Annotated in this window: 16 protein-coding genes; all 16 read right to left on the bottom strand. The window is 53.9% G+C overall.

Going from position 1 to position 22,597, the window contains the following annotated elements:
• Nucleotides 1-34: 34 nt before the first annotated feature.
• Nucleotides 35-1,636: a type VI secretion system protein TssA gene (gene tssA / locus G6Q29_RS01415; RefSeq protein ID WP_165464251.1), complete on the bottom strand. Its 1,602-nt coding sequence runs from the start codon at nucleotides 1,634-1,636 to the stop codon at nucleotides 35-37.
• The gene (locus G6Q29_RS01420) at nucleotides 1,636-5,091 is read right to left on the bottom strand and encodes an ImcF-related family protein (protein WP_242637176.1); all 3,456 of its coding nucleotides are present in this window, start codon (nucleotides 5,089-5,091) and stop codon (nucleotides 1,636-1,638) included. The genes tssA and G6Q29_RS01420 overlap by 1 nt, the downstream gene beginning before the upstream one ends.
• Nucleotides 5,054-6,244 carry a hypothetical protein gene (locus G6Q29_RS01425; RefSeq protein WP_165470165.1) on the bottom strand — a complete coding sequence of 397 codons (1,191 nt, stop codon included), beginning with the start codon at nucleotides 6,242-6,244 and terminating at the stop codon, nucleotides 5,054-5,056. The genes G6Q29_RS01420 and G6Q29_RS01425 overlap by 38 nt, the downstream gene beginning before the upstream one ends.
• A gap of 34 nt (nucleotides 6,245-6,278) precedes the next feature.
• The gene (locus G6Q29_RS01430) at nucleotides 6,279-7,184 is read right to left on the bottom strand and encodes a DUF4123 domain-containing protein (protein WP_165464254.1); all 906 of its coding nucleotides are present in this window, start codon (nucleotides 7,182-7,184) and stop codon (nucleotides 6,279-6,281) included.
• Nucleotides 7,185-7,395: 211 nt separating this feature from the next.
• Nucleotides 7,396-8,358 carry a putative type VI secretion system effector gene (locus G6Q29_RS01435; RefSeq protein WP_165464255.1) on the bottom strand — a complete coding sequence of 321 codons (963 nt, stop codon included), beginning with the start codon at nucleotides 8,356-8,358 and terminating at the stop codon, nucleotides 7,396-7,398.
• Nucleotides 8,359-8,730: 372 nt separating this feature from the next.
• A complete protein-coding gene (locus tag G6Q29_RS01440) occupies nucleotides 8,731-9,693 on the bottom strand; it encodes a putative type VI secretion system effector (RefSeq protein WP_165464256.1) in 963 nt (320 codons plus the stop codon).
• A complete protein-coding gene (locus tag G6Q29_RS01445; RefSeq protein ID WP_165470166.1) occupies nucleotides 9,690-10,094 on the bottom strand; it encodes a hypothetical protein in 405 nt (134 codons plus the stop codon). Before G6Q29_RS01445 ends, G6Q29_RS01440 begins: the two co-directional genes overlap by 4 nt.
• Complete coding sequence (locus G6Q29_RS01450) at nucleotides 10,057-11,298, bottom strand: T6SS effector BTH_I2691 family protein (protein ID WP_165464258.1); 1,242 nt, start codon at nucleotides 11,296-11,298, stop codon at nucleotides 10,057-10,059. Before G6Q29_RS01450 ends, G6Q29_RS01445 begins: the two co-directional genes overlap by 38 nt.
• Before the next feature lie 45 nt (nucleotides 11,299-11,343).
• Nucleotides 11,344-11,610 carry a PAAR domain-containing protein gene (locus G6Q29_RS01455; protein ID WP_165464259.1) on the bottom strand — a complete coding sequence of 89 codons (267 nt, stop codon included), beginning with the start codon at nucleotides 11,608-11,610 and terminating at the stop codon, nucleotides 11,344-11,346.
• 17 nt (nucleotides 11,611-11,627) lie between these two features.
• A complete protein-coding gene (locus G6Q29_RS01460) occupies nucleotides 11,628-14,000 on the bottom strand; it encodes a type VI secretion system Vgr family protein (protein WP_165464260.1) in 2,373 nt (790 codons plus the stop codon).
• The gene (gene tssH, locus G6Q29_RS01465; protein ID WP_165464261.1) at nucleotides 13,997-16,642 is read right to left on the bottom strand and encodes a type VI secretion system ATPase TssH; all 2,646 of its coding nucleotides are present in this window, start codon (nucleotides 16,640-16,642) and stop codon (nucleotides 13,997-13,999) included. Before tssH ends, G6Q29_RS01460 begins: the two co-directional genes overlap by 4 nt.
• A gap of 172 nt (nucleotides 16,643-16,814) precedes the next feature.
• Complete coding sequence (gene hcp / locus G6Q29_RS01470) at nucleotides 16,815-17,306, bottom strand: type VI secretion system effector Hcp (protein WP_165464262.1); 492 nt, start codon at nucleotides 17,304-17,306, stop codon at nucleotides 16,815-16,817.
• 1 nt (nucleotide 17,307) lies between these two features.
• Nucleotides 17,308-19,017 carry an OmpA family protein gene (locus tag G6Q29_RS01475; protein ID WP_165464263.1) on the bottom strand — a complete coding sequence of 570 codons (1,710 nt, stop codon included), beginning with the start codon at nucleotides 19,015-19,017 and terminating at the stop codon, nucleotides 17,308-17,310.
• Nucleotides 19,014-19,703, bottom strand: a complete 690-nt coding sequence (gene tssL, locus G6Q29_RS01480; RefSeq protein WP_165464264.1) for a type VI secretion system protein TssL, short form — start codon at nucleotides 19,701-19,703, stop codon at nucleotides 19,014-19,016. The genes G6Q29_RS01475 and tssL overlap by 4 nt, the downstream gene beginning before the upstream one ends.
• The gene (tssK, locus tag G6Q29_RS01485) at nucleotides 19,700-21,040 is read right to left on the bottom strand and encodes a type VI secretion system baseplate subunit TssK (RefSeq protein ID WP_165464265.1); all 1,341 of its coding nucleotides are present in this window, start codon (nucleotides 21,038-21,040) and stop codon (nucleotides 19,700-19,702) included. The genes tssL and tssK overlap by 4 nt, the downstream gene beginning before the upstream one ends.
• Before the next feature lie 15 nt (nucleotides 21,041-21,055).
• Nucleotides 21,056-22,591, bottom strand: coding sequence for a type VI secretion system contractile sheath large subunit (tssC, locus tag G6Q29_RS01490; RefSeq protein ID WP_165464266.1), 1,536 nt, complete (start codon nucleotides 22,589-22,591; stop codon nucleotides 21,056-21,058).
• Between the last annotated feature and the right edge of the window lie 6 nt (nucleotides 22,592-22,597).

A 22,597-nucleotide genomic window follows, 5' to 3' on the forward strand; every position in this document is an offset into this window, starting at 1 on the left:
TGAATATGTGTGTTTTAAAGGTATGTCAGTCGCTTTACCCGCAAAGCACCGCACTGCCTGCCGGGTCAAGGGCAATCAGACCCGCCAGAAGCTGGTCCATCTCTGGCTGAAGCCGTGACTTGTCGGTTTCACTGCGGGCGGCTTTCATGCGCAGCAGCCTGAGACGGCGCGATTTCACTTCAAACAACACCGCCGGTGTCCACTGCGTGAGGGTGATGGACTGTGCCGCACCGTCAAGCTCACCCAGCAGATGCAGCGCCAGTTCATTCCTGCCTTTCTGCTCCGCCACACGGGCCATCAGCAGGCGCAGCAGCCATTTGTCTTTCGTTGAGTCCGTACCCGGGCGCGTCTGCAACCAGTGGAGTGTGGCATCCAGACCATCCGTGTCCGCTTTCTCCAAAGCTTCCGGTTCAAGGGCCAGAATATCGTTGCCAGTTTCACTCACGGCATTGACAGGTTCATCCCGCCAGTTGGACATCTCGTCGAGCACGCTCTGGTTTATCCAGTTCAGCGTGACCTCATCAGCAAAGGGTGTGCCATCATTGAAGGCCAGCGTTTCAAGTCCAGGAAGGCGCCGCAGCAGCCCTTTCAGGTCAGCGGTAATGATATCGGCCAGCACATCCTGGCCTGATTTAATCAGGGCCTGATGGATGTACCACTGCAAATCCAGCCAGAGATGATTGGCGCCACGCGAGAAAGTGCTGTCCGCTTGTTCCAGTATCTCCAGCCAGCTTTGTTGCAAATACAGCCGTTTAAGCATTGCACGCTGGTCAGCCCGCGGCGGTTCGATGCGCGTTTTCCCTTCGGCATCCGGTGCCGGGATCGCTCTCAGCGTGTCGTGACGCAGACTTTTCATCAGCCGGTGTGCGGCAAGCCAGCCATCAGGTTGCTCACGCAAATATCCCGTCAGGGTTCGGGCCTGAGCCAGCAAATCCTGACCGGACGTGATGCGGCTCAGCACTGGCGCGTCCTGTTCTGCCGTATGAGATGCCGACTGCGGGCGTGTCTGACTGCTGGCGTTCTGGGGTATTACCGCATCCACGCCACCGGCTTTCATCAGGCGGGCTCCCAGCGCGCTGTACAGGGCACTCAGATCTGGACGTGACGTTTCAGGCTCAGTTTCAAGACTGTCTCGGATGAGCAGCAACGCACCGGTCGTACGCTGGGCATCGTCGCGTACCACTTCTGGCCAGAGTAACAGGCTGTCAAGTAGACGAGAGCCTGCGAGCCACTCCAGCGCCGGTTTACGGCTTCGCTCGCGCTGAGGATGGAGCTGTGTTCCATACTGGGTTAGTAATCCCGCCAGTAACTCAAGCCCTTCAGCAAACCCGGTTTCACCGTCCTGGTGCAAGCGCGCCCAACAATAGTAAGTAGCAACCCGGGCATCTTTGGCCTCTGTGGTCAGCACCTTTTCAGCCAGCTGGCAAATCAGCCCGGTATCAATGCCGGAAAGTTTATTGACCTCCTCCCGGATACGCTGGAAATCATCGTCATAACCCGGGTCTTCTCCTGTAGGATTGATCTCACTGATAGGGGTAAGCCAGCGCTGCCAGCTTTCCATACGTGACTGCGCCTGCTGTCGCAGCAAGGTTTCATCCGCCTGGCAGGCAACAACCAGATTCTGCAAAGCGTCCATTATTCGACTCCGTCCATGTCACTGTTTTCTGTGTTGGTCATCAGCGCCTGCGCCATAGCCGCGCTGTCGACGCTGAATATTTGATCTGGCAGCGTAAAACCCCGCAGTGCCAGTAACGCCAGCGGCCCACTGCCCAGTTGTGAACGCAGTACCCACTGTAGGGTCCGACCATCCGGGGCGGTAAAACTCATCATCCACTGACTGCGGTCTAGCTGCTCTCTCTTACTTTCATCCAGCCAGCGAATAAAGCCCCAGGTTCCGCTGTAATCACCAAACAGACGTGCGCCCGCATTGACGGTGGTCCATGTCAGCATGGTTCCGGGCTTGTAGGTGTCACCAGGCCAGCGGAAGCTCTGCCAGTCTGCCATCTGGTTGAAGTAGTGCAGCTTTTGTCCATCAATAGTCAGTTGCGTTTCTACCACCTGCGGTACCGGACGCGCCTGTAGTTCAAAACTGATGCCCTGACTGCCGTCGGTAAATAAGATATCCGATAGCTGGCTGAGCTGATTAATCGCCCGCAGGAAGGCTGGATTAAAGCTCAGCCCCTGGCTATTAACCTTATCCGGCACCCACTGGCTGCCCTCCTTATGCAGCACACCGCCGAGTTCCGTGGTCAGGAAGCGCTCAATGCGTCCGCTGTCCTTACGCACAAACTCAGCCAGCATTGGCAGAGAGGAATCACTCTTGCTGATAGCGAATGGGAAACGTCCGTCAAATGCCGTATGCCAGTTTGCCACCACGGAGCGACTCCATTTGTCATTCAGGCTCGCTGCCGATGGCTGAAGCACAGTTTCCCAGGCCTGGGTCAGCGGCTGCACAAACATGGTGCTGCCAAAACCACTCCACTCTTCGCCCAGGCTTGCAGCAATCAGGCTGCCGTACTGCTGGGTGTCGGTCAGATCCACGCTTTTACCCTGGAACACGGTCTGCGCCAGGCTCTGCATCATTTCCTGAGGGTCAGAGGCGCTGGCGACCTGTTGCAGACGCAGACGCACACGGGTGATACGGGTAAGATACGTTTGCAGGCTCAGTGAGTTGTCAGCCGACATAATGTTGCTGCCTTTGTTTTTACCCATAAGTGCTAGCAACGGTCCAAAGGTTTCATCCAGTGGGCCCTGCGGGCCTGAGGCTGACTGGTCAATTACCGGTTTGTCCTTCCCGCCTACCAGGTCTTTAGCCGATTTGATGATGGAGTCCGACAGGCCTTCACTCTTCTGGCCGGTCTGCCCCTGCCAGGCGAGGGTGTTCATCAGGGCAATCAGCGGTGACTGGCGAACATCACTCATCAGCGTCAGCTGGTCGGTGACGTCTGCAATATTGTTTGCCGGATTAAGTTGCAGGCTGTTGAGGAAGCTCAGCCAGCTACCGGCAAAGTCGGTGAAGTAGCGTTCCGTCAGACGTGCTTTCAGTGCTTCCGGCGACAGGTCTGAGGAGACGGCTTTCCGGCTGTCGCTCAGCACCCAGTCAATTTCATCGCGGCGGGAGTTCGCCGCTTTCTCAATGGCCTGCTGAATACCTCCCTCCCAGGCCTGACGGGTGAACATGCCTGGCACCACCTCATCGGTGGTAAACAGGCGACGGGCATCGGTACCGCCGGTCATGTCCTCCAGAGACACATCGGCGAAGTTACGACGCACGGATTTGAGCATGTTCTCGTACAGCGTACTTTCCGCGTTGCGCCGTCCAATTTGTTGCAACAGCACCTGGCGGCTCTGGCTGACCAGTTGCGCATCCGGTGTGGTTTTCCACTGTGGCTGCGCTGGCAGTTCGGTGATGTAGAAAGCCCACAAATCTGGTGACAGGCTTTGCCACAGGCCAGCTGAGATGCCTAAACGCGTCGGCTGCACGGTTTTCATGGTTTGCGCGTAGAATGCACCATCAGCTTTATCCGGCCGGGACATCATCAGCCAGGCTTTCAGCTGGTCATAACCCGGTTTCGCCATCTGTGTCCGCTGGTCGCTGTTGGGTGCCGAATTGACCAGCGCAATGAGCTTCTGCTTAAGCGCTTCATTTGCCGGGTCACGTATCAGACGGTTGTTCGCCACCCCGTACCAGGGCAGCATTGCGTCAAGCAACTGCTGATCATGGTTCAGACCAAAGCGCTGATACCATGGCGTGCCGTCCTGAATATGGTGCAGCAGGCGACCGGCATCATTACGCAAAGCATGCAGGGCAGTCAGTTGGTAATCCGATACAGAAGGGTGGTCCACCAGAGCATGAGCCTGCTGTGCAACAGAAACGATTTGTGACCGGTTGACCGCAAACGACAGCAGCGTCCCTACTCCCCAGACGCTGATGATGGCCATCAGTGTCCAGGCCATCGCCCGTTCCCACGGCATACCGACACGACGGCCACGTATGCGGGTGCAGTCGTCAACAATACCCTGCCAGGTTGCTGGCAGAGTCAGGGCATGACGCTGTGATCCATAATTCTCAGCGTCGGCTGTTCCCGCTGACATTCCGGAAGGTTTCTTCTCCGACAGGCTGAACATCAGACCACGCAGCGGGACGCGCTGCTGAGAAACAAAGAGCCATGGCTGCAACTGCTGAGCCCAGCGGGCAATAGCACCGTCGTTCAGGTGCTGGCTAAGGCGCAGCAGGAAGTCGTGGCTGCTGTTTTCCGCGACCTGACTCATCCCCTGCGCCCGCAGGGCCGGCAGCATCAGTTCCAGCTGGCGGATTACATCGTCTTCTTTTGCGCGTGGTGGAAAGCTTGCGCCTACCGCCTGCTCAGGACGCGTACCCTGCGACCAGTGACTGCTGCACAGTTGCCACAGCCAGACCGGAGCGGAATAACGCAGCAGTTCGCTGATTTTTTCCAGGCCGCGTAAATCGTTGTCACTGATTTGTGGGGTCAGATTAAGTGACTCAGGCAGTACACGGACAATCCCGTCCAGCGGACGCCCGCGGCGCAGTTTACGCAGCGCGATGTATTTTTCGCGGTCAGGCTCCGATGCCAGGCTGCCACCGTAAATCAGCACTGTGCGGTTGCCTTCAAGCCACTGCTGCTGTTGCAGGCCAGGCACCAGTTGCTCAATCGCAGCTTCATCGCCGGTGATCAGCAGCAGGCGGATCTTGTTTTGCCACAAAAAGCTATAGCGTCGGCGTAAATGAGCTTTTACATGATCCTTTTTACTGGACTTTTTATAGTTATTAAGAACAGTAGCTGTGACGGACTTTCCTCCCGTGATATGCTGAAAGCGATACTCTTTTTGATGGAACCACACACCGAAATTCATCAACATCAGGAACACAGAAATTAAAAACATGCATAAGAACCAAAGGCTCACTTTTTCTTTTGAGGATACCCACCCAAAGATATCCCCATAGTAGTAACATCCTATAAAAGTCAGCACACCAAAGATAATGAGACAGGATACAAGACCAATCACTCTCCATTTTGCCGAGGTGTTCAATTTAATGCTCCTTGCTATTATCAAATGGCTTAATGACATTTAAAAGGTATTCATCACCAACGCCAGTGACCATTAAAACCGGCTCATTATTTTTTTCTGATATGAAAAGTGCCAGAGCAAACACCAACCAAAAATGGTGCTCATTTAAATTACCCAGCATCAAATTTAAATGCGTTATCTCACACTCCCATTCAACATTCATAGATAAAGATGACAGTCTTAATATCTCCGAAATTTCTGAAGCTTCCTCCGCACTTGTATTGCTAAAAAGTACTCTTGTCGTTTTAAGGACATCTGACTGGTAAGTCATCATGTGGATGACTTCTTGTTTGGTAAGATTTTTGTTGCATACCATTGGTCGCAAAGCCACACCATTATTATCTTTTTCAGGTGGTTGTTCTTGATGAGTCACCAGCAATATTGAAGCAAATTCTGTTGAGTTAGGGGGGTATTTTTCAAAACATTCAATGTTTGCAGATATTATTATTGACACCCGATTTCTCGAGGTGTTGGATAATGTATCAAATTCCTGACCTAATGTTTTACTCCAACAGTAATAATTACCCAAGAAATTTTCATCAAACCCGATCGCAGCCCAACACTCTTTAAATATTGAGAAAGTAATATAATTACTATCATAGGTAAATATAACATCAAATATACATGATTCACTCAACCGTAACAGCCTTGTTCTGACAGACGCCAACAGTTCGTAAATCAGTTGTTCTTCAGTATATAAATCATCGTTATGGCCCCGTAGTTTCAATCGCTGGTTATTATATATTTCAACCGAATGAGACATTGCTATATCGGTTTGCGATATTACAGAAGGCAGAAAAAGTTTATAAGCGGAAACATAAAACTTTTGACTTGCCCATTCAGCCCAGTCTTTCCTGACCAATGCTGCTTCGCGCTCTCTTGCTTCGAATGCCGACAAACACAAACCATGGTAATAGGTTCTCACGGAAATAATGACAGAAAAAGCAAGGGGCACCGAAAAAACCAACAGGGTAAGCAATTTTAACAGCTCATTATCTTCAGCAGGCAAAATAATTTTAGCCGCAACCCAGCTAACCACCACAGTCAACAAAATACTTATGAAAGAAAAAAACCATTTACTCCATTTAATTCCAGGGATCTTATCGACTGGAGGGATTATTTGTACAGGCCAATTCATATCATTCTCCATCATTGTTAACAGCACATTTCCTTAAGCGAAAAAATTCTTAATATGCCATACTATCAATCATGGATTTAATATCTGAGTATGACTGAAGGTCTTTACTGCGATTACTACATATGATCTTCTTAAATACCTCATCCTGATAAAATAGTCGCTGTGCGCTCAACACATCAAGCCCAAAATCAATAACATCCTTATCGGATGTAGAGAAAGTTGAATAATAATAATCCAGCGCAGGACGCAATAATCTCATCACATCATGCTCACTAAATTTATGCGGCATTCTCATTTTTCGATATGCTCGCAAAATATTATTAACAACTGAAATTCGGCCCATTTCCAATGCATTTTGCTCTGTTAATCCAAGTGAGTAGTTTAATTTTTTTTTGCATTTACCATCGCCATTCGCCACCTGAGCTATTCCGCCTCCATCGATATAAGACCATGTATTAATATTGCTTAATAGCTGTTGCTTTTGCCATTTATCCAGCGTATACATTAACAAACCAAATACTGATGGGTCGTAATAGCGAAGTAATATATTTCCAACTGATTGAATCGACTGTACGGCGGACAAAGCGACCTGTTCAGCAAGCTGCTCCCCAGTTAAATCCGTCGAAATCCACGCACAGACGCTGCGCCCTTCCCCGGACTCAAGTTTTTCTATTTTCAACTCATTCAATGAATGGTTAATACTATTCTTAAACAATTGACCCTCTCTCTCGCAGGAGGCACTAAGAGGGAAAAGGTAAAGTGGTAAAGCCCCCTGAAGTTCCTCCTGGCGGAATGTAACAGGGTAAGATTTATATTCTCTAAGAATACTGGGCAAAAAAAGTTCTGAATGATACTGTTCTAAAGATGCATCTATCAGTAGAAAACATTTCCCATTTTTCCCAAAAGCAGCATTGGTAATTTCTTCATGTATATCGTTAAAAAATATATCATCCATAATCAACCCTACCAGAATAATATCAGAAACACCTTTCAATTAATTTATATTTATGGCTTTCATAAAACATCATTATCTTATTCATATTTAGCCGTCCCCTTCTCAGTAGCGATAGCAATTTTCTCCTGAATAGGTAAATTTCAAACTTGGGCATGCTGGTTTACCTTGTTTCCTTTCGGGGGCAACCAAAAATAACAATGTCTTTTTCTGTCTAGTAGTAAAACCAGCCTTCATCTGAATAAATGAATTTCCCACTGGGACAGGCAGGTTTACTTTTATCACCCGGCTCATGCCACTTCCCATTGTCTTTTAGTTGTTGCTCACGTTTTTTTGTCACCTTATTGAGGTTTACTGTTCTAATATTTTTCACACCCAGCAGAAGAAATATCTCCTCCGCCAGTTTGCAGCGTGTTGGAGCACAGGCTTTATAAGCAAAGAATACAATTAATCCTGAAAGACCCCCTCCCCCCAACAATGCTATAACATACAACCAAAAGTATGTGGTAATAAATAACTCAAAGCCCTTCCAGGTATCTTCAATCACTTCACTCAGAACTCCCGCAAAAAGCACTGAGAAGAAAAAAATCCCCGTGAGAATAAACATATTTTTAATCCGCCACAGCATATGCGCAATATGCCCCATATCACATTTCGGACATACGGACACTATCCGCTCTTCCGGTAACGCAATGGCATAGACTTCATAATGATCATGCTGCCACTCAACAATCATGTCCACATTATCGCCAGCCTGAAGTCGGGTGATGCCCACCCAGCCGCGAAATGGTCTGCCATTAATATCTCCCTGCACATATTCCGCCGAATCATTTGATGATTCGCTCTCAGCCATAATGGCAGCCCCGACGCCAGAACTCCCTGCGACTATCGCGGCGGCGGCGGCAGCTCCGCGCTGGCCATCTGATATCTCCGGCAACGTGCTGGTCCGGTAGGCATCTGCATCAAAATACTCCCGAAAATATTCGCTACGGAAAGACTGCAGTTTCCCTGATATTTTCTCCAGAGGACCATAAGGCGGCAATACCGGCGGCGGCGGAAGCTCACGTGTCCACGGCCTGCCGTTCATCACCTCAATCTCTCGCTTTGTACGCAGGTCTGCTAATTTTTCTGGCTCAACAAAACGGGAGCATATCTGATGCTGCTCTTCTGAATTCATGTAATATCCTTTATCGCCCTTCCAGGGCTTTATTCTGGTCTGTCAGACTGCGGTTGAAAGGTGCTGTACCGAATACGCATTTTTTACACCATATCTGAAGCTCATCGTCCGATATCCAGGTCACAACCACCTGCAACAAACTTATTGCCACCATGGTTTCCTGGGCCATTAAAATAGCCAGTGTTCTGACATCAAAATATGTGGCCGCCAGTTTTACAGATATGCATTCTGTACCGGATATCATCTTGGCGGCTAATATCTTTTTCTGAGTCTGAGGCTCTGTCTGTATCGTGGCACCTAAATCTCTGACGACTTCCCTGGCACATACAGCCCGGTAGTGTGCCGGTAACAAAAATCAGGATTTTCGTTTTCTTAGTTAATAGTAATACCAGTGTTCAAACAAGTAGCCAAACTTACGCGTTGGTTGTGGATCATGAAATTGACTTGATGGTTCATGCCATTTATCTTTTTTTTCTGATGCCGTTCTCTTTTCTTAGTGATTTTCTTTAGATTCACATTGGTAACACTCTTCATTTCCAACAAATGGAATATTTCTTCAGCCAATTTACACCAAGTGGGTGCACAGGCTTTATAAGCAAAGAATGCAATTAACCCTGAAACAATTGCACTACCACACAAAAAGGCAAAGATAGGAAATCCATAATATCTCCAAAAACCCTCACTTATCCATTCATTTTCAGAAAATGATTTAATCAGACACACACATATAAATGCCATGATAAAGATTATGTCCAGGATAAACATATTTTTAATTCGCCAAAGCATATGCGCAATATGTCCCATATCACATTTCGGACACAAAGAAACTATCCGCTCTTCCGGTAACGCAATGGCATAGACCTCATAATGGTCTTGCTGCCACTCGGCAATCATGTCCACATTATCTCCCGCTTTTAGTCGGGTTACACCCACCCAGCCGCGGAATGGCTGACCATTAATCATCCCCTGTACATATTCCGCCGAATCATTTGAAGATTCGCTTTCAGCCATCATTACAGCCCCGACACCAGGGCTCCCTGCAACTATCGCTGCAGCAGCAACCGCACCACGCTGCCCGTCAGTTATCTCCGGCATAGAGTGGGTTCGGTAGGCATTTACACCAAAATACTCCCTGAATCTTTCATATCGAAAAGACTCCAGTTGTCCTGATATTTTCTCCAGAGGACCATAAGGCGGCAATACCGGCGGAGGGGGAAGCTCACGCGTCCACGGCCTGCCGTTCATCATCTCAATCTCTCGCTTTGAACGCAGGTCTGCTAATTTCTCTGGCTCAACAAAACGGGAGCATATCTGCTGATTTTCAACTGAATTCATGAAATATCCTTTATCGCCCCTTCCAGGGTTTTATTCTGGTCTGTCAGACTGCGGTTGAAAGGTGCTGTACCGAACACGCATTTTTTACACCATATCTGAAGTTCGTCGTCTGAAATCCAGGTCACAACCACCTGTAACAATGTAATCGCTACCATCACTTCCCAGGTCATCAGTACTGCAAGTATCCGAATGCCTAAAAATTCAACTGCCAGACCACGGGCGATTAAATCAGCCCCATCCTTTGCAAGAGGTTTGCCAATAAGCTCCAGCAAAAGACCTATCGATTTTGTGACTGCCAGGACATCAATCGTTGTTTTAATAAGCAATACAGAGGAAAGTAAAAAACGGTTGTTTTCAAGTTCATCAATAAATGCTCCGCCATCCACATACACCGAAAGCAACGAAGCGGTTCCCCCCCGCTGCTGCCCCAACCCCCTTGACCCACGACACCGTAAGCTCACGGGCTTCCAGTCCTTTCTCTATTGCCGGTAAAACAACTGACGTCCCCTGGCTCACCATCGCCAGCCCGCTGGCCATCAGGCTCGACAGCGGCTTTTTCTCTTCCCTGACCTGTCCGCACAGGTAGATAAAATCCATTGCGTTCAGCACCAGCAACAGACTGTTTATCCCTGCCAGTCGGTATTCACCTTTTCCTTTCTCTGTTGCAAAATGTTCCTCCAGCCTGCTGCTCATCGTCTGTTTAATCGCAGTCACTTCATTCTGGTTCGCCATAAAGCGCCCGCTGCTGCGAATACCTGCCAGCACATCCTGGCTCCATCCGTTCAGCTCATGAACAATTCCCACCGGATCCCAGAGTGGAAGCAGCAGCGGCGTCATCCCCTCGCTTCGGTTTTCCATGGCCGTGACCGTCGCGGCTGCCCTGCCACTGCGGCTTTTTGCCCACGGATACAGGCTGGACTGCATTTTCACCACATCATTATTGACCCGCCAGGGGGCATCCACCGCCGGATCCCAGAGTGACGTTACCTGGCTGACATTTACCACTTTCGCATCATCCGGACCAGGCAGTTGACCCGAAACAGAAGGCACCTGATAGTCCAGCACCTGATTCAGGCTTGCTGCGGTGACATCGGTCCCTGTTTTTGTGCGCTGGGACCCCGACACCGAAGGCATCACTCTCTGCATTCTCTCAGTGCGATCTTCTGGCCTGGTGCGATACCGATCGAGCGTTTCCTGCTCCCACGGATACTGACTGAACGCAAACCACACATTGCCGCACTTATCCGGGGATTCAATGCTCATAAACTCGACGTTTTGCGCGATATGCTCGCCCGTTTCGCACAGCGCTTTATCCACCGGTACAGGATTAGACGCCACCTGTTGCAGCCACAGTGAGCCGTCTGGCGCAACGCTGTAGCACTGCCAGTAATGGATGCCCTGCTTTCCTTTTTCATAAAAAACGTAAAGGTAGCCCTGGCGAAGCGCGCGGAGGGTGTATTTTTCATTACTGGCGAGCGTTACCCCTGTGATGTGCGGATCATTCGCCCATCCCGGTAAACTGGCATTAATATTTTCTGGCACAACAGCATAGCGCACGGGCAGTACTGTCAGGCCTTTGGTTGTGCATAACCCCTGGCATGCCATATTCACATCCTTTTATAATTAAGCCTGTAAATAAAAAATTTTTATTTAGCCAGTGAAAAAATTAGAGCCTGCGATCACTTTATGGCCGGAACATAGACAAAGCACACGGTCCTGATCCTGTACCAGAAGTATGCCATTACTGACGATACCAACAGCAGTGGCTTGAATGGGGAATGTTCCTTTACAGATACTACAAATGGCCTTATCATTATTTTGTGCCACCTGCCTTCCCTCACTGAAATAATTTGCAGTCGCAGAAATTATTTTTCCATTGCTCGTCCTGTCTCCCAGGACAGCTAATTTTATAGCCATCTTTTACTCCTCGAACATTAGCTAAGCATCACCACAGCTCCTTGCTGTTGGGCAGCAGAAATGATTCCGGGTTTGCAGCCAGAAGGTAGCACAAGCGTTGAATTTAACGTCGCCGCAGGTTGCTGTTGAACCACAATGCATTTCAACGTGACGTTTTTCCCAGTACCAACTTCAACCCCCGCATCACTTAATCGTATAAATGACCCACCACAAACCAAAAAGATTTCTTTTTTAGCTGAAATAACAACGCTGTTGTCTGAACTGGCGACGGAAAGCTTTTCTTTAGCAAATAAATTCAGCGCGTCCGACTGTGCCTGAATGTCTACTTTGCCCTCCGAGGCATACATTTTTATTCCCAGTTTGTGTGCAAATAAGCTCAGAATATCGCCCACTGCGAGAGTCAATTTTTTAGCAATGCTAATGTCTGCATTTTGACCAGCGGTAACAATTAGATTTTCCCCTGCCGAGACTTGGATGCTCGCTGGGGTGACCTGCGCAATTCCTGAAGGGGCAGACAGAAGTAACGCTTGCTGCTTAAGATCGCTAAGCGTCTGATTCATTAATATTGTTTGTTTCTCAAGATCGGCTAATTCCGCCTGGGCTGCTTGAGCAGCGTGACGTAATCCAGAAGTCACCTCTCTGGCAGCGTCAAGTTCTTTGAGCGCAGCTTGCATTTCACGCTGCAGTCCCTGCGCTTTCGCCTGCCCGTCCGCCGAGATGAATAGTCCTCTCTGCGCCCGGATGGCACCCCAGCTGTCGGTTCTGAGTTCAAAACCCTCCCCCCGCTGCTGTTTATTACTGTCGACCAGATGGCCGAGATTCAGCTGGCTCTTGCCGCCGTACTCCGTACTGACCTTGATATGCTCTTTCCCGCGCTCGTCGTCCAGGCGGATTTTGTTGTTCGCTGGCGTGCGCAGGACGTTACGTCTGTAGTTGCGGATGGTGACGTGGTCGCCGTGCGCCGAGTCGTGCAGCACACCGGCAATGTACGGCCGGTCCGGGTTGCCGTCCTCAAAACCAATCGCCACCTCGGTGCCTGCCAGCAGCGGCAGGTGCAGGCCGTAGGTGTCCCCCGCATACTGGCGGGACTGACGGACCCACAGGCTCTCGAACCCGGTCTCCCAGTTCTCACGGTCAAACAGCATATTGACGCGGTAGCGGCCGTCTTTGTCGATATGCCCGTAGGTGTCATTTTCGGTGGTACTGGTGACGCGGGCCGGTAAGGTACCGGCCATCGCCGGGCGGCGGCCTGGCGCCGGGCGGAAGCAAAAGTCCGCGCTGTCCGGGATACCCTCAAACCTGACGCAAAAGTCCGCATCACGCCGCGCATGGCTGTGCATCGCCGTGACAACCACGCCCTGCGCAAACACTTCTGCCACTTCGTACCCGCCGGTGACGGTCAGCAGCATACCCGGTGAAAGGGCCGGGCAGCTGGTGAAGGCAACGGTCTGCGTCTGGCCATTCAGGTAGCGCTCATGACGGATGCGGGCATAAAACGCCCCGGACTCCGATGCCGGATTGCGGTCATACGCACTTCCCTGCGTCAGATAATTATCGCCGTAATGATAGGCCTCACCACAGGTGGTGGTATCCCCGCCGGTCGCATCAACCCGGGCGTTCATGTCCTGCGTGGCCTGACGGTAGTTGTAGTCGCGGGTGCTGACCTCCTTCTGCACCACATTGTGATGGCATTCCATTCCCCAGACTGAATCCACGCCTTTCGAATGCTGGCCCGATGGCGGTACCGACGGCAGCGTCAGGCCTTTTTCATACCCCTGCTGGCTGTCGTAAAACTCCACCACGTCAATGTTGAGGCGCGTGTCAGTGGTGAAGCGGAACCAGATACCGACCTCACCCAGCAGGCGGGTGATAAAGTGCAGGTCGTCCTCTCCGTACTGCATCACCTGTTCACGGCGCGGATACTCTTTTGAGAGTGAGAACAGAAAATCCTGGCCACGCATGCCGTGACGTTCGCGCAGGATTTTCTCCACAATCTGCGGAACCGACATGTCCTGGTAAATCGCGTTCTGGTGCGAGCGGTCGAGCAGCGCCAGACGCGGCTCAAGCGTCAGGGCGTAGCGGGTTTCATCTTTTGACGTGCTGAGGCGTTCAAAACCGGTCACCACGCCCTGAATCACCCGCACCGGCTGCTGTATTTTGATACCGTAACCCTGGTCTACCGGGGCCTGAAGCGTCAGGGAAGCCGCTTTCATCAGCATCATTTCTTTGCTGATGGCATGATCCGCGCTGGTGAATTCAGCACGGTAGCGGAAGGGTTTGCTCAGGGCTTCATCGCCCTCAAAGGCAAGCACATCAAGCCCTGCGTCGCAGTCCTTCACCGACAGCAGGTGATGGCTGTGGCTGAATCGTAAGGGAAGATTACTGCTCATGCATGCTCACCTTCTGTCCGATCAAACTCGAGCACTATGCCCTCTTCCTCACTCCAGCCGAGCGTCAGGGTATGCGGCTTCTGCCCCGCTGCCATATGGCTCAGCAGTTGCTGGCTCAGGACAGGCAGAATCTGCTGGTTGAGCAGGCTGTCGACATTGCGCGCCCCGGTATCCGGCAGCAGGCAGCCGGCCGTCAGCGCGTCGTACAGGCTTTCGTGGATATCGGTCTTCATACCGTAATGCCGTGCCAGGCGTTTGCTCACCTGATTCAGCTTCATCCCGACAATCGTGCGCATCGCAGCCTGTGCCAGCGGACGGTAAATCACCGTCTGGAAGCGCGCCAGCAGCGCGGACTGGAAGTGGTCCCGCAGGACAGGACGCAGCAGTTCATGCAGGTCCGGCTCTGTCGCCTCCGGCTGTTCATCCAGCATCTGCATGATGTGGTCGCTGCCGAGGTTGGAGGTCATCAGGATCACCGTGTTGCGGAAGTCGATTTCGCGCCCCTCGCCGTCGCGCATGAAGCCCCGGTCAAACACCTGGTAGAAGAGGTTCATCACGTCCCGGTGCGCTTTCTCGACCTCATCGAGCAGCACCACGCTGTACGGGCGTTTCCTGACGGCTTCGGTCAGAATGCCGCCCTGGCCGTAACCCACGTAGCCCGGCGGTGAGCCCTTAAGCTGCGAGACGGTGTGTGGCTCCTGGTATTCCGAAAGGTTGATGGTGATAAGGGACTTCTCGCCGCCGAACAGTTCATCGGCCAGCGCCAGCGCGGTCTCGGTTTTGCCGGTGCCGCTCGGCCCCACAAGCAGGAACACGCCCTGCGGGCCGTTCTCCGGCGCGAGGCCGGTTTTGGCGGCGCGCAGGCGCTGCGCAATGGCGTTCAGCGCCGCGTCCTGGCCCACCACGCGTGTGGCCAGGCTCTCTTCCAGGCTCAGCAGCTCGGTCTGCTCGTCCTTCATTAACGAGGAGAGCGGCACGCCGGTCCAGTCGGCGATAACGGTGGCGACGGTGCGCGCGTCCACGTCCAGCCCCAGCAGCGGGGTATTCTGCTGCACGGCAGTAAGCTGCATCTGAAGGTCCGCAATTTCCCCCTGACGGGAGGTATCCGTGCGGCAGGCAAGCAGTTGTTCCGTCAGCTTCAGCTCCTGGCCGTACTGCGTTTCCAGTGCGTCGAGTTCCACGATGATGCGGACTTCGTCCTGCTCAATGGCAGCCATACGTTCACCGGGAGCGGTGTTGCCCACCGCGATATCCTCCAGCAGCGCCTGCTTCTCCATCGCCAGTGCCGTGAGCTGCGCCTTCATGCGGGTCAGCGGTTCCGGCACCGTATCCAGGCTCATACGCACGCGGGCCGAAGCCGTGTCCAGCAAATCCACCGCCTTGTCCGGAAGCTGGCGTCCGGTCAGATAGCGTCTGGACAGGGTGACCGCCGCCCTGACCGCTTCATCGGTAATGTGCACGCCATGGTGTTCCGCGTAGCGTGACTTGAGTCCGCGCAGCATCAGGCAGGCGGTGTCGTCGTCCGGCTCATCAACTTTAACCATCTGGAAACGACGCTCCAGCGCGGCGTCGCGCTCGAAATACTGTTTGTACTCGCTCCAGGTGGTGGCGGCGATGGTTCTGAGCTCACCGCGGGCGAGCGCCGGTTTCAGAAGGTTGGCGGCATCCGCGCCGCCCGCCTGGTTGCCGGCGCCGATAATGGTGTGGGCCTCGTCAATGAAGAGCAGAACAGGCAGCGGGGACTGCTGCACCGCCTCAATGATGTTTTTCAGGCGCTGCTCGAATTCCCCCTTCACGCCCGCCCCGGCCTGTAACAGGCCGAGGTCAAGGGTGCGCACGGCGACGGGTTTCAGGCTCTCCGGGACGTTGCCTCCGGCAATGCGCAGCGCCAGCCCTTCCACCAGGGCGGTCTTGCCGACGCCCGGCTCGCCGACCAGAATCGGGTTGTTCTTGCGCCGACGTGAGAGGATGTCCACCATCTGGCGGATTTCATTGTCGCGGCCGAACACCGGGTCGATTCTGCCTTCGCGGGCGCGGGCGGTGACGTCGAGGGTGAACCTGTCCAGCGCATTCTGCAACGCCGGGTTCAGCTCTCCTTTTATATCCGCACTCACCGGACGGCCGACAAACTCCACCTCGTCGCCCTGCGCAAGCTCCGCTTCCTGCTGCACCTCCGGGCGTTCATCCGACTGCGCATCCAGAAGTCCACGCAGGCGCTCAAGCTGGCTCTGCGCCAGCGTCAGCAGCGGCCACAGGCCGTCGCAGCGCAGCAGTTTCGGTTTTTCCACCAGAGCCATCAGGAGGTGAATGCTGCGGATATGCTCCTCCCCCGACAGCGAGGCGTGCAGCCAGGCGTCCTGCATCAGGGTCTGAATGCTGTCGGAGAGCTGCGGACGGCTGCGTACCGAACGGGGCAGCGTGTCGAGAAATGCCAGCATATCCTGCCATATCGTATCCATATCCCATTCGTAGCGTCGCGCCAGCACGGTCAGGTCGCCCTCGCCCTGCTCCAGCAGCTTCAGCAGCCAGTGCTCTGGCAGGATTTCCGCATGGGCGCGGGTCTGGCACAGGGAAGCGGCCCCTTCCATCGCGCGGGCACAGTAAGGATTTAGACGGCGTAACAGAACGGCTGGATTTTCCATGAGACTCTCTCTTTATCAGTTCCGGGCACGCTACCGCCCGTCGCTGCTCCCTGTCATTCAGGAACCCAAAGCGCATCAGGTCAGGCAGGCAGATTGTGTTTTTCTTTGCACAGCGTCCGTGCATACAGACGCTGTGCAAAAAACTGCGGACAGGGCCCTGTCCGCATGCGACTTACGCAGTGGCGCGTTCGTTCCAGGAATCGGAATGAATGATGTTGCCGTCTTTGTAGGTCCAGGTGATTTTTTCGTAGCGCAGTTCCACACGCTCAAGGTGATTGTGCTTCTCTTTGGAAGGGTCCTTGATGTCGTACATTTCAGGATTCACTTTCACCACTTTTACGTTTTCCAGTCTGGTGTTGAAGTATTCCACTTCCTGGCCCGCGTCGTTGATTCTGTACCATTTGAACTCAGCCGATTTCAGGGTCTGGCCGGTGGTCACCGCCTTGTACAGGTACGGGCTGGACGAATCGATTTCCTTGGTGAACAGGAACGGCGTGTGGATACGCGTGCCGGTCAGCTTGCCGGTGTTGTTGTCGGTCGGGATGTACAGGTTATGCTCCTGCGCCACCACTTCGATACTGCCCTCGCGGTCCTGAACGTCCACAGACCCTTTGATGTCCGCGCCGCCGTCGTCCTTCAGCCACAGATAGACTGGAATTGCCATGTTATTTCTCCATTTCATTTTTTAATGTGCCATCATCCTGCGATGGCGCACGGGTGTTGCCCGGCATCTGGCAGGCGTTCGCCTGCGGCACCAGGCTGATTTCGACACGGCGGTTCAGCGCCCGGCCTTCAGCCGTGTCGTTGGTGGCGACAGGACGGCTTTCGCCATAGCCCTGCACCGCAAAACAGCTCTCCGGCACGTCGCCGGTATCACGCATCCAGTTGCGCACCGACTCCGCACGCTTAAGGGAAAGTAGCTGGTTGGATTTGTCGTCACCGGTGCTGTCGGTATGGCCCGCCACCACAATCAGCCAGCCGGGCTTTGCCTTAATCCCCACCAGCGAGTTCACCAGCAGCTTCGTTGAGGCGGGTTTAAGCGCCCACTTTCCGGTATCGAACAGCGACATGCTGTCGAGGCGGACAATTTTCGGTGCCGGTTTGAGTTCCGGTTCAGGCGGCGGAGACGGAGGCACATAAGAGCGAATCGCATTCAGCACTGGCATACGCAGACGTCCGCCCTGATACAGGCCCAGACTCAGCCGGGCCGGTACGCCGTTACGTGCATGGTCGTCCAGCAATGCCGCATCCTCGCGCAGCACGGCAACGGCGCCAGCTTTCGGCCCGGAGTCATTCATCGGTATACGTTCATAGCGTGCAATATCGAAGCTTACGCGTTGCAGCAGCTGGCGATTATTCCAGCCACTGCTGAGTAGCGCAGCAATGGTCGCCAGCGTGAAGATTCCGAGCGCACCGCGCCAGGTTCGTCCATGCGGTGTCAGGCCTCGTCCTTCTGGCAGTAAAGGGAGGACAAAATTCGGGAACAGGGAAATAACCGTACTGTCCGTTCCCGCCGGCTGCCAGCCAGACACCTGCTGCATCGCAGTATGGCGGGACAACCACGCTGTCCAGACAGAGGTGGCCATGCTTCCGGCCAGGATCGGACCCAATCCCCACAGAACCGCAACAGGTTCAATGACAGGAATATCAGGGTTTTCATCCATAAGGACAGCCTGGACGTGCTGTTGGAACCAGTTCATCAGGCTGTTCATCAGCACTTGTTGCTGAATCGCAGGCGTTCCGCCAATATTAACCCATTCAGCAACTGAGCCAGGCGCTGAAGTCCCACTCCAGACCTTTACCCCTTCCCCCAGGATCGCCGTCTGCCAGAGCATGTCATTCATCATCGCACTGCCGACCTGTCCATTCAGAACCAGTGGCACAGAATGGCCGGTTGCTTTACGCAACCGACTAATCTGCCAGCGCAGGGCAAGCAAACGACTGGTAAGGCGCTCACTGTCAGGGTGCTGCTGCGGACAAACACTGACCATCACAGACAGCTGACGTCCCCAGTCGGGGCGCAACCACAGTATCTGACGGGCGGCTTGCTCCAGTTCCAGATGATCCTCCACACGGATCCAGCAGCCCTGCGTGACAGTAAGCACAGGTGACTGATGCGGCCAGGCAAGCGGAAGATCGCCACAGACCAGTACCACAGGCTGGCAATAATTGGCTTCAGGCAGGTCCTCCAGACACAGGGTGAAATCGTGCTGCACGCGACGGCAGGCGACAGCCCAGAACGCCATGGTTAGCCCCAGTACCGCCAGCAGGACGAGAGCGGAAACCAGCCGGGATGCTGGCAGAAACCACAGGCAGACCACTGCACTCAGCAGGGCAGCCCAGAGCGCAAGCCCGCGCTGTTGTGCAGGGCTCATTTCACGGCTCCCGGCAGCAGGGTAAGCAGTGTCTGATCCAGCCAGCAATCCAGTCCCCACCATAATGAGAGGACCACCACCACACTCAGGCCAATGCGCACGGGCCATGATGCCAGCCACCCCCCTATACCCCGTCCGGCATGGCTTTCCGCCAGAGCGGGATAGGGTTGTGAATAGCTGAACGGCGCAACATATTCATTAAGTGCATTCATGAGTTTCTGCCGCTCAGGATCGTTCAGGGAGCGGAAGTTGCCGAGGAATCCGAGCATCATGACTCGTTGGAAGCAGGTCACAACGGCGTGATCAGGAGCCGGTTCACGCAGCACATCACGCATCAGATCGCATAATGTGTCACCGGCGTCCATGGTGCCAAGGAAGTATCCCTGTAGAGGAATGTCATACCACTGTATACAGGCGTCATCCTCCACACCGCGACCTTTGACTGCCTCATCAAGCAGCGCACACTGTGCCGTAAGAATATGCTGGCAGCTGACTTCATCGAGCTCCCTCGCTTTCAGTTCTCGCTGCACACGCCCGACATCGTCAATGCAGCGCTCCCAAAGCGTATGCCCTTCCCCGTCCTGGAATGTCGGACCGTGACGCAGACTGATCACCTGTAGCCAGGTGTCCTGTAACAGGGCATCAATATCAATGAACGCGGCAGTAGCGCGTTTACGATCATTCATGTTCTCAGTACCGCAAAGAGTTCAAGTTCAGGCTCGGCGAGCATTCCCGGAACGTAAAACATACAGGTGCCGCTCTGGAACATTTCGATGGCCAGGGGATGAGAGACATCAAGGCTGAAATACTGATTTTCCAGACGTAGTGGAATGGCTGCAGGCACATGGCGCAGCGGCATCAGAGGGACGCCCACCCGCGATGAATTGACGATACTCCTGACATGTTCGGGACTGCCGACCTTGCACTGGCGCGGGAACTGCTCCTGCAATTGTGCCACCGGCATCGGTGAACGCACGGAGAGGTAATAATCAGCGCCTTCGCGCAGACGTGGATCATGCAGACGGGCCTGCCAGAAGTGAAGTCGGTCATCACGCACAAGCTCAATCGCCACCACCCGCGATGGCAGGCTGGCTTCCAGAAGATCGCCAAGTAAATCAAACAGTGGTGGGAAGACGTTATTTAGCTGCTCATGCTGCCATTCCGGGATCGCACTGACCTGATGCTCCAGCGAGAATGTCAACAGGCTGCCTGCAAGCCGTGCCAGCTCCGGATAGAGACGCTCAGGCGGGCTTTGCGGGTGGCGCTGAAACTGACCCAGCACGGGCTCAGCACTGTTCAGGGCATTGAGCAGCCAGAACAATGAAACATCGGCTACGGCAAAATCGGCCATGCGCTCATTACTTTCCCGGCGCATGTCCATCAGGCGGCCCAGACGGGCTCGCAGTTGCGTCAACAGTTGCTCCAGCTGGGTCATCAGCCAGCGGCTGCCCAGCAACGCCAGCAGCGGCGGAAGGTATGTTTCATCAAGCGCCCAGTACCCCTGCGAATCTTGTTGCAGGCGGGCAACCGGACAGGTCAGGTAATCGCTGTTGTTCTGATGGGCAAATCGTAACGTCAGCTCTGGCCGCATCACTGCAATCTGACGGGTGTCATCGCCAAAAAGGTTGCGGACATCCCGCCAACGCTGGCGATAGCGAACAGGCCGCGCGGCTAACTCATCTGGCTTAAGGCAGTTGCCACCATTCGCGCGCAGCAGCGGAAGAGCCAGAACCACCACCACGTCCTGTGTTTCACTCTCAAGCGCCAGCACCGGTGGCAGGTCGTCAGCATTATCCGTATCGATTAATGTCCCGTCAGGGAACCGGAGGTGCAGATGACGGGCCTGTAGACGGCCGAACTTCAGTACATCCGGTTCGAAAGTGGCATTAATCACCCCCCAGGGATGGGAGAGACCCAGTCGGGCGATACATTCCGCAGACCAGGCCGCATAGGCGGCCTGTTGCTGGAAGTGCTGGGGAGAGACCATCTGGCCCCTGCCCCATAACGGTTGTTCCGTTTTCATGCTTCCTGCCTTACGTTACGCTTTCGCTTTCGGCATCTGGCTCACCAGAGACAGGTTCACGTCCATCCCTTCCACCTGGAAGTGCGGCACCGCAAACAGCTTCACGCGGAAGAAGCCCGGGTTGTCCTCGATATCTTCCACCACCACCCTGGCGTCACGCAGCGGATGAGAGGCCTGCAATTCGTCGCCCGGATCGGTCATTTCCGTGACCAGTCCTTTCACCCAGGTATTCAGCTCCAGCTCCAGCAGACGGCGGTCCTTCGTGGTGCCGATGTTTTCGCGCTGGATGAGCTTCAGGTAGTGCGCAATACGCGACAGCAGGAAGATGTACGGCAGACGTGCGTTGATGCGGCTGTTGGCCGTGGCATCGGCGGTGTCGTACAGCGCCGGTTTCTGCGCGGAGTTCGCCGAGAAGAAGCAGGCATAGTCGCGGTTTTTGTAATACGAGAGCGGGATAAAGCCGAGGTTAGCGAACTCAAACTCGCGGGTCTCCGGGATCATCACCTCAGACGGAATTTTCACCTGGTTGCCGGTACGCAGATCGTACAGATGAATAGGCAGATCTTTCACCGCCCCGCCCGCCTGCGGGCCACGGATCTGCACGCACCAGCCGTTATTAATGAAGCTCTTCACCATGTTTGACGCGAAGGAGAACGACGCGCTGGTCCACAGGTATTTCTCGTGATCCGGGCCTTTCACCTGCTCAACGTAGTTAAAGCTGCGTACAGGTACGGTGTCCGGGCCATACGGCAGACGCCCCAGCACGCGCGGCATCACGAGGCCGATGTAGCGGGCGTCATCGGTGTCGCGGAAGGATTTCCACTTGATGTATTCCGCGCGGTCGAAGTAGTTGCCTATATCCTTAATTGCAGCAACCTCTTCCATGGAGTCTTTCAGGAAGAATTTCGGGCCCACGGAGCCGATGAATGGCATATGCGCGGCGGCAGAGACTTTGGAGATGCTGCGCAGCAGCGCCACGTCCTGCGGGCTGGCGTCAAATTCGTAAGAAGAGATGACCGAACCGATTGGCTCGCCGCCCGGGGTGTCGTATTCGGCGGTATAGGTGTGCCAGTAGAGGCCGCTCTGAATAAGCTCCGGCGCGTCTTCAAAGTCCTGACGCAGATCTTCTTTCGCCACATCCAGAATTTCGGTTTTCACGTTCTGGCGGTAGTCGGTGTTGTCCACCAGCTGCTTCAGGCCGCGCCACAGGGATTCAACCTTCTGGAATTCAGCGTGATGCATCACCGCATCCAGCTGGCGGCTGATCTGGAAATCCAGCTCCGCGATATGGTGGTCAATCAGCGTTTTGTCGAGCTTCTCCACCGGCTGACCGGATTTGCGGATGCAGTCCATAAACACCTGCATCGCCGCCGTCAGGCGTTCACCCGCCGGCGCGTCAGAAAGCGCGGCGTCATCCAGAAACGCATTGATATCGCCCAGGCTGGAGGCCGGGGTCAGGTTGATTTTTTCAAACAGGGAGGCGTAAACGCCTTCTTTTTCCAGTACGGTGGTCTGCCCCTGCGCGGAGGCGGTTTCAGTATTCACAGACATCAGCAT

The sequence above is a fragment of the Enterobacter cloacae genome (genome assembly GCF_011078175.1).
Classification (GTDB): Bacteria; Pseudomonadota; Gammaproteobacteria; order Enterobacterales; family Enterobacteriaceae; genus Enterobacter; species Enterobacter cloacae_Q.

What these genes read in the sequence shown, in the direction of transcription:
- tssC (WP_165464266.1), bottom strand. Translation starts at nt 22,591, where the DNA reads ATGTCTGTGAATACTGAAACCGCCTCCGCGCAGGGGCAGACCACCGTA.
- G6Q29_RS01435 (WP_165464255.1), bottom strand. Translation starts at nt 8,358, where the DNA reads ATGAATTCAGAAGAGCAGCATCAGATATGCTCCCGTTTTGTTGAGCCA.
- tssA (WP_165464251.1), bottom strand. Translation starts at nt 1,636, where the DNA reads ATGGACGCTTTGCAGAATCTGGTTGTTGCCTGCCAGGCGGATGAAACC.
- tssK (WP_165464265.1), bottom strand. Translation starts at nt 21,040, where the DNA reads ATGAAAACGGAACAACCGTTATGGGGCAGGGGCCAGATGGTCTCTCCC.
- G6Q29_RS01425 (WP_165470165.1), bottom strand. Translation starts at nt 6,244, where the DNA reads ATGATGGAGAATGATATGAATTGGCCTGTACAAATAATCCCTCCAGTC.
- G6Q29_RS01460 (WP_165464260.1), bottom strand. Translation starts at nt 14,000, where the DNA reads ATGAGCAGTAATCTTCCCTTACGATTCAGCCACAGCCATCACCTGCTG.
- tssL (WP_165464264.1), bottom strand. Translation starts at nt 19,703, where the DNA reads ATGAATGATCGTAAACGCGCTACTGCCGCGTTCATTGATATTGATGCC.
- tssH (WP_165464261.1), bottom strand. Translation starts at nt 16,642, where the DNA reads ATGGAAAATCCAGCCGTTCTGTTACGCCGTCTAAATCCTTACTGTGCC.
- G6Q29_RS01475 (WP_165464263.1), bottom strand. Translation starts at nt 19,017, where the DNA reads ATGAGCCCTGCACAACAGCGCGGGCTTGCGCTCTGGGCTGCCCTGCTG.
- G6Q29_RS01455 (WP_165464259.1), bottom strand. Translation starts at nt 11,610, where the DNA reads ATGGCTATAAAATTAGCTGTCCTGGGAGACAGGACGAGCAATGGAAAA.
- G6Q29_RS01450 (WP_165464258.1), bottom strand. Translation starts at nt 11,298, where the DNA reads ATGGCATGCCAGGGGTTATGCACAACCAAAGGCCTGACAGTACTGCCC.
- G6Q29_RS01430 (WP_165464254.1), bottom strand. Translation starts at nt 7,184, where the DNA reads ATGGATGATATATTTTTTAACGATATACATGAAGAAATTACCAATGCT.
- hcp (WP_165464262.1), bottom strand. Translation starts at nt 17,306, where the DNA reads ATGGCAATTCCAGTCTATCTGTGGCTGAAGGACGACGGCGGCGCGGAC.
- G6Q29_RS01440 (WP_165464256.1), bottom strand. Translation starts at nt 9,693, where the DNA reads ATGAATTCAGTTGAAAATCAGCAGATATGCTCCCGTTTTGTTGAGCCA.
- G6Q29_RS01420 (WP_242637176.1), bottom strand. Translation starts at nt 5,091, where the DNA reads ATGTCATTAAGCCATTTGATAATAGCAAGGAGCATTAAATTGAACACC.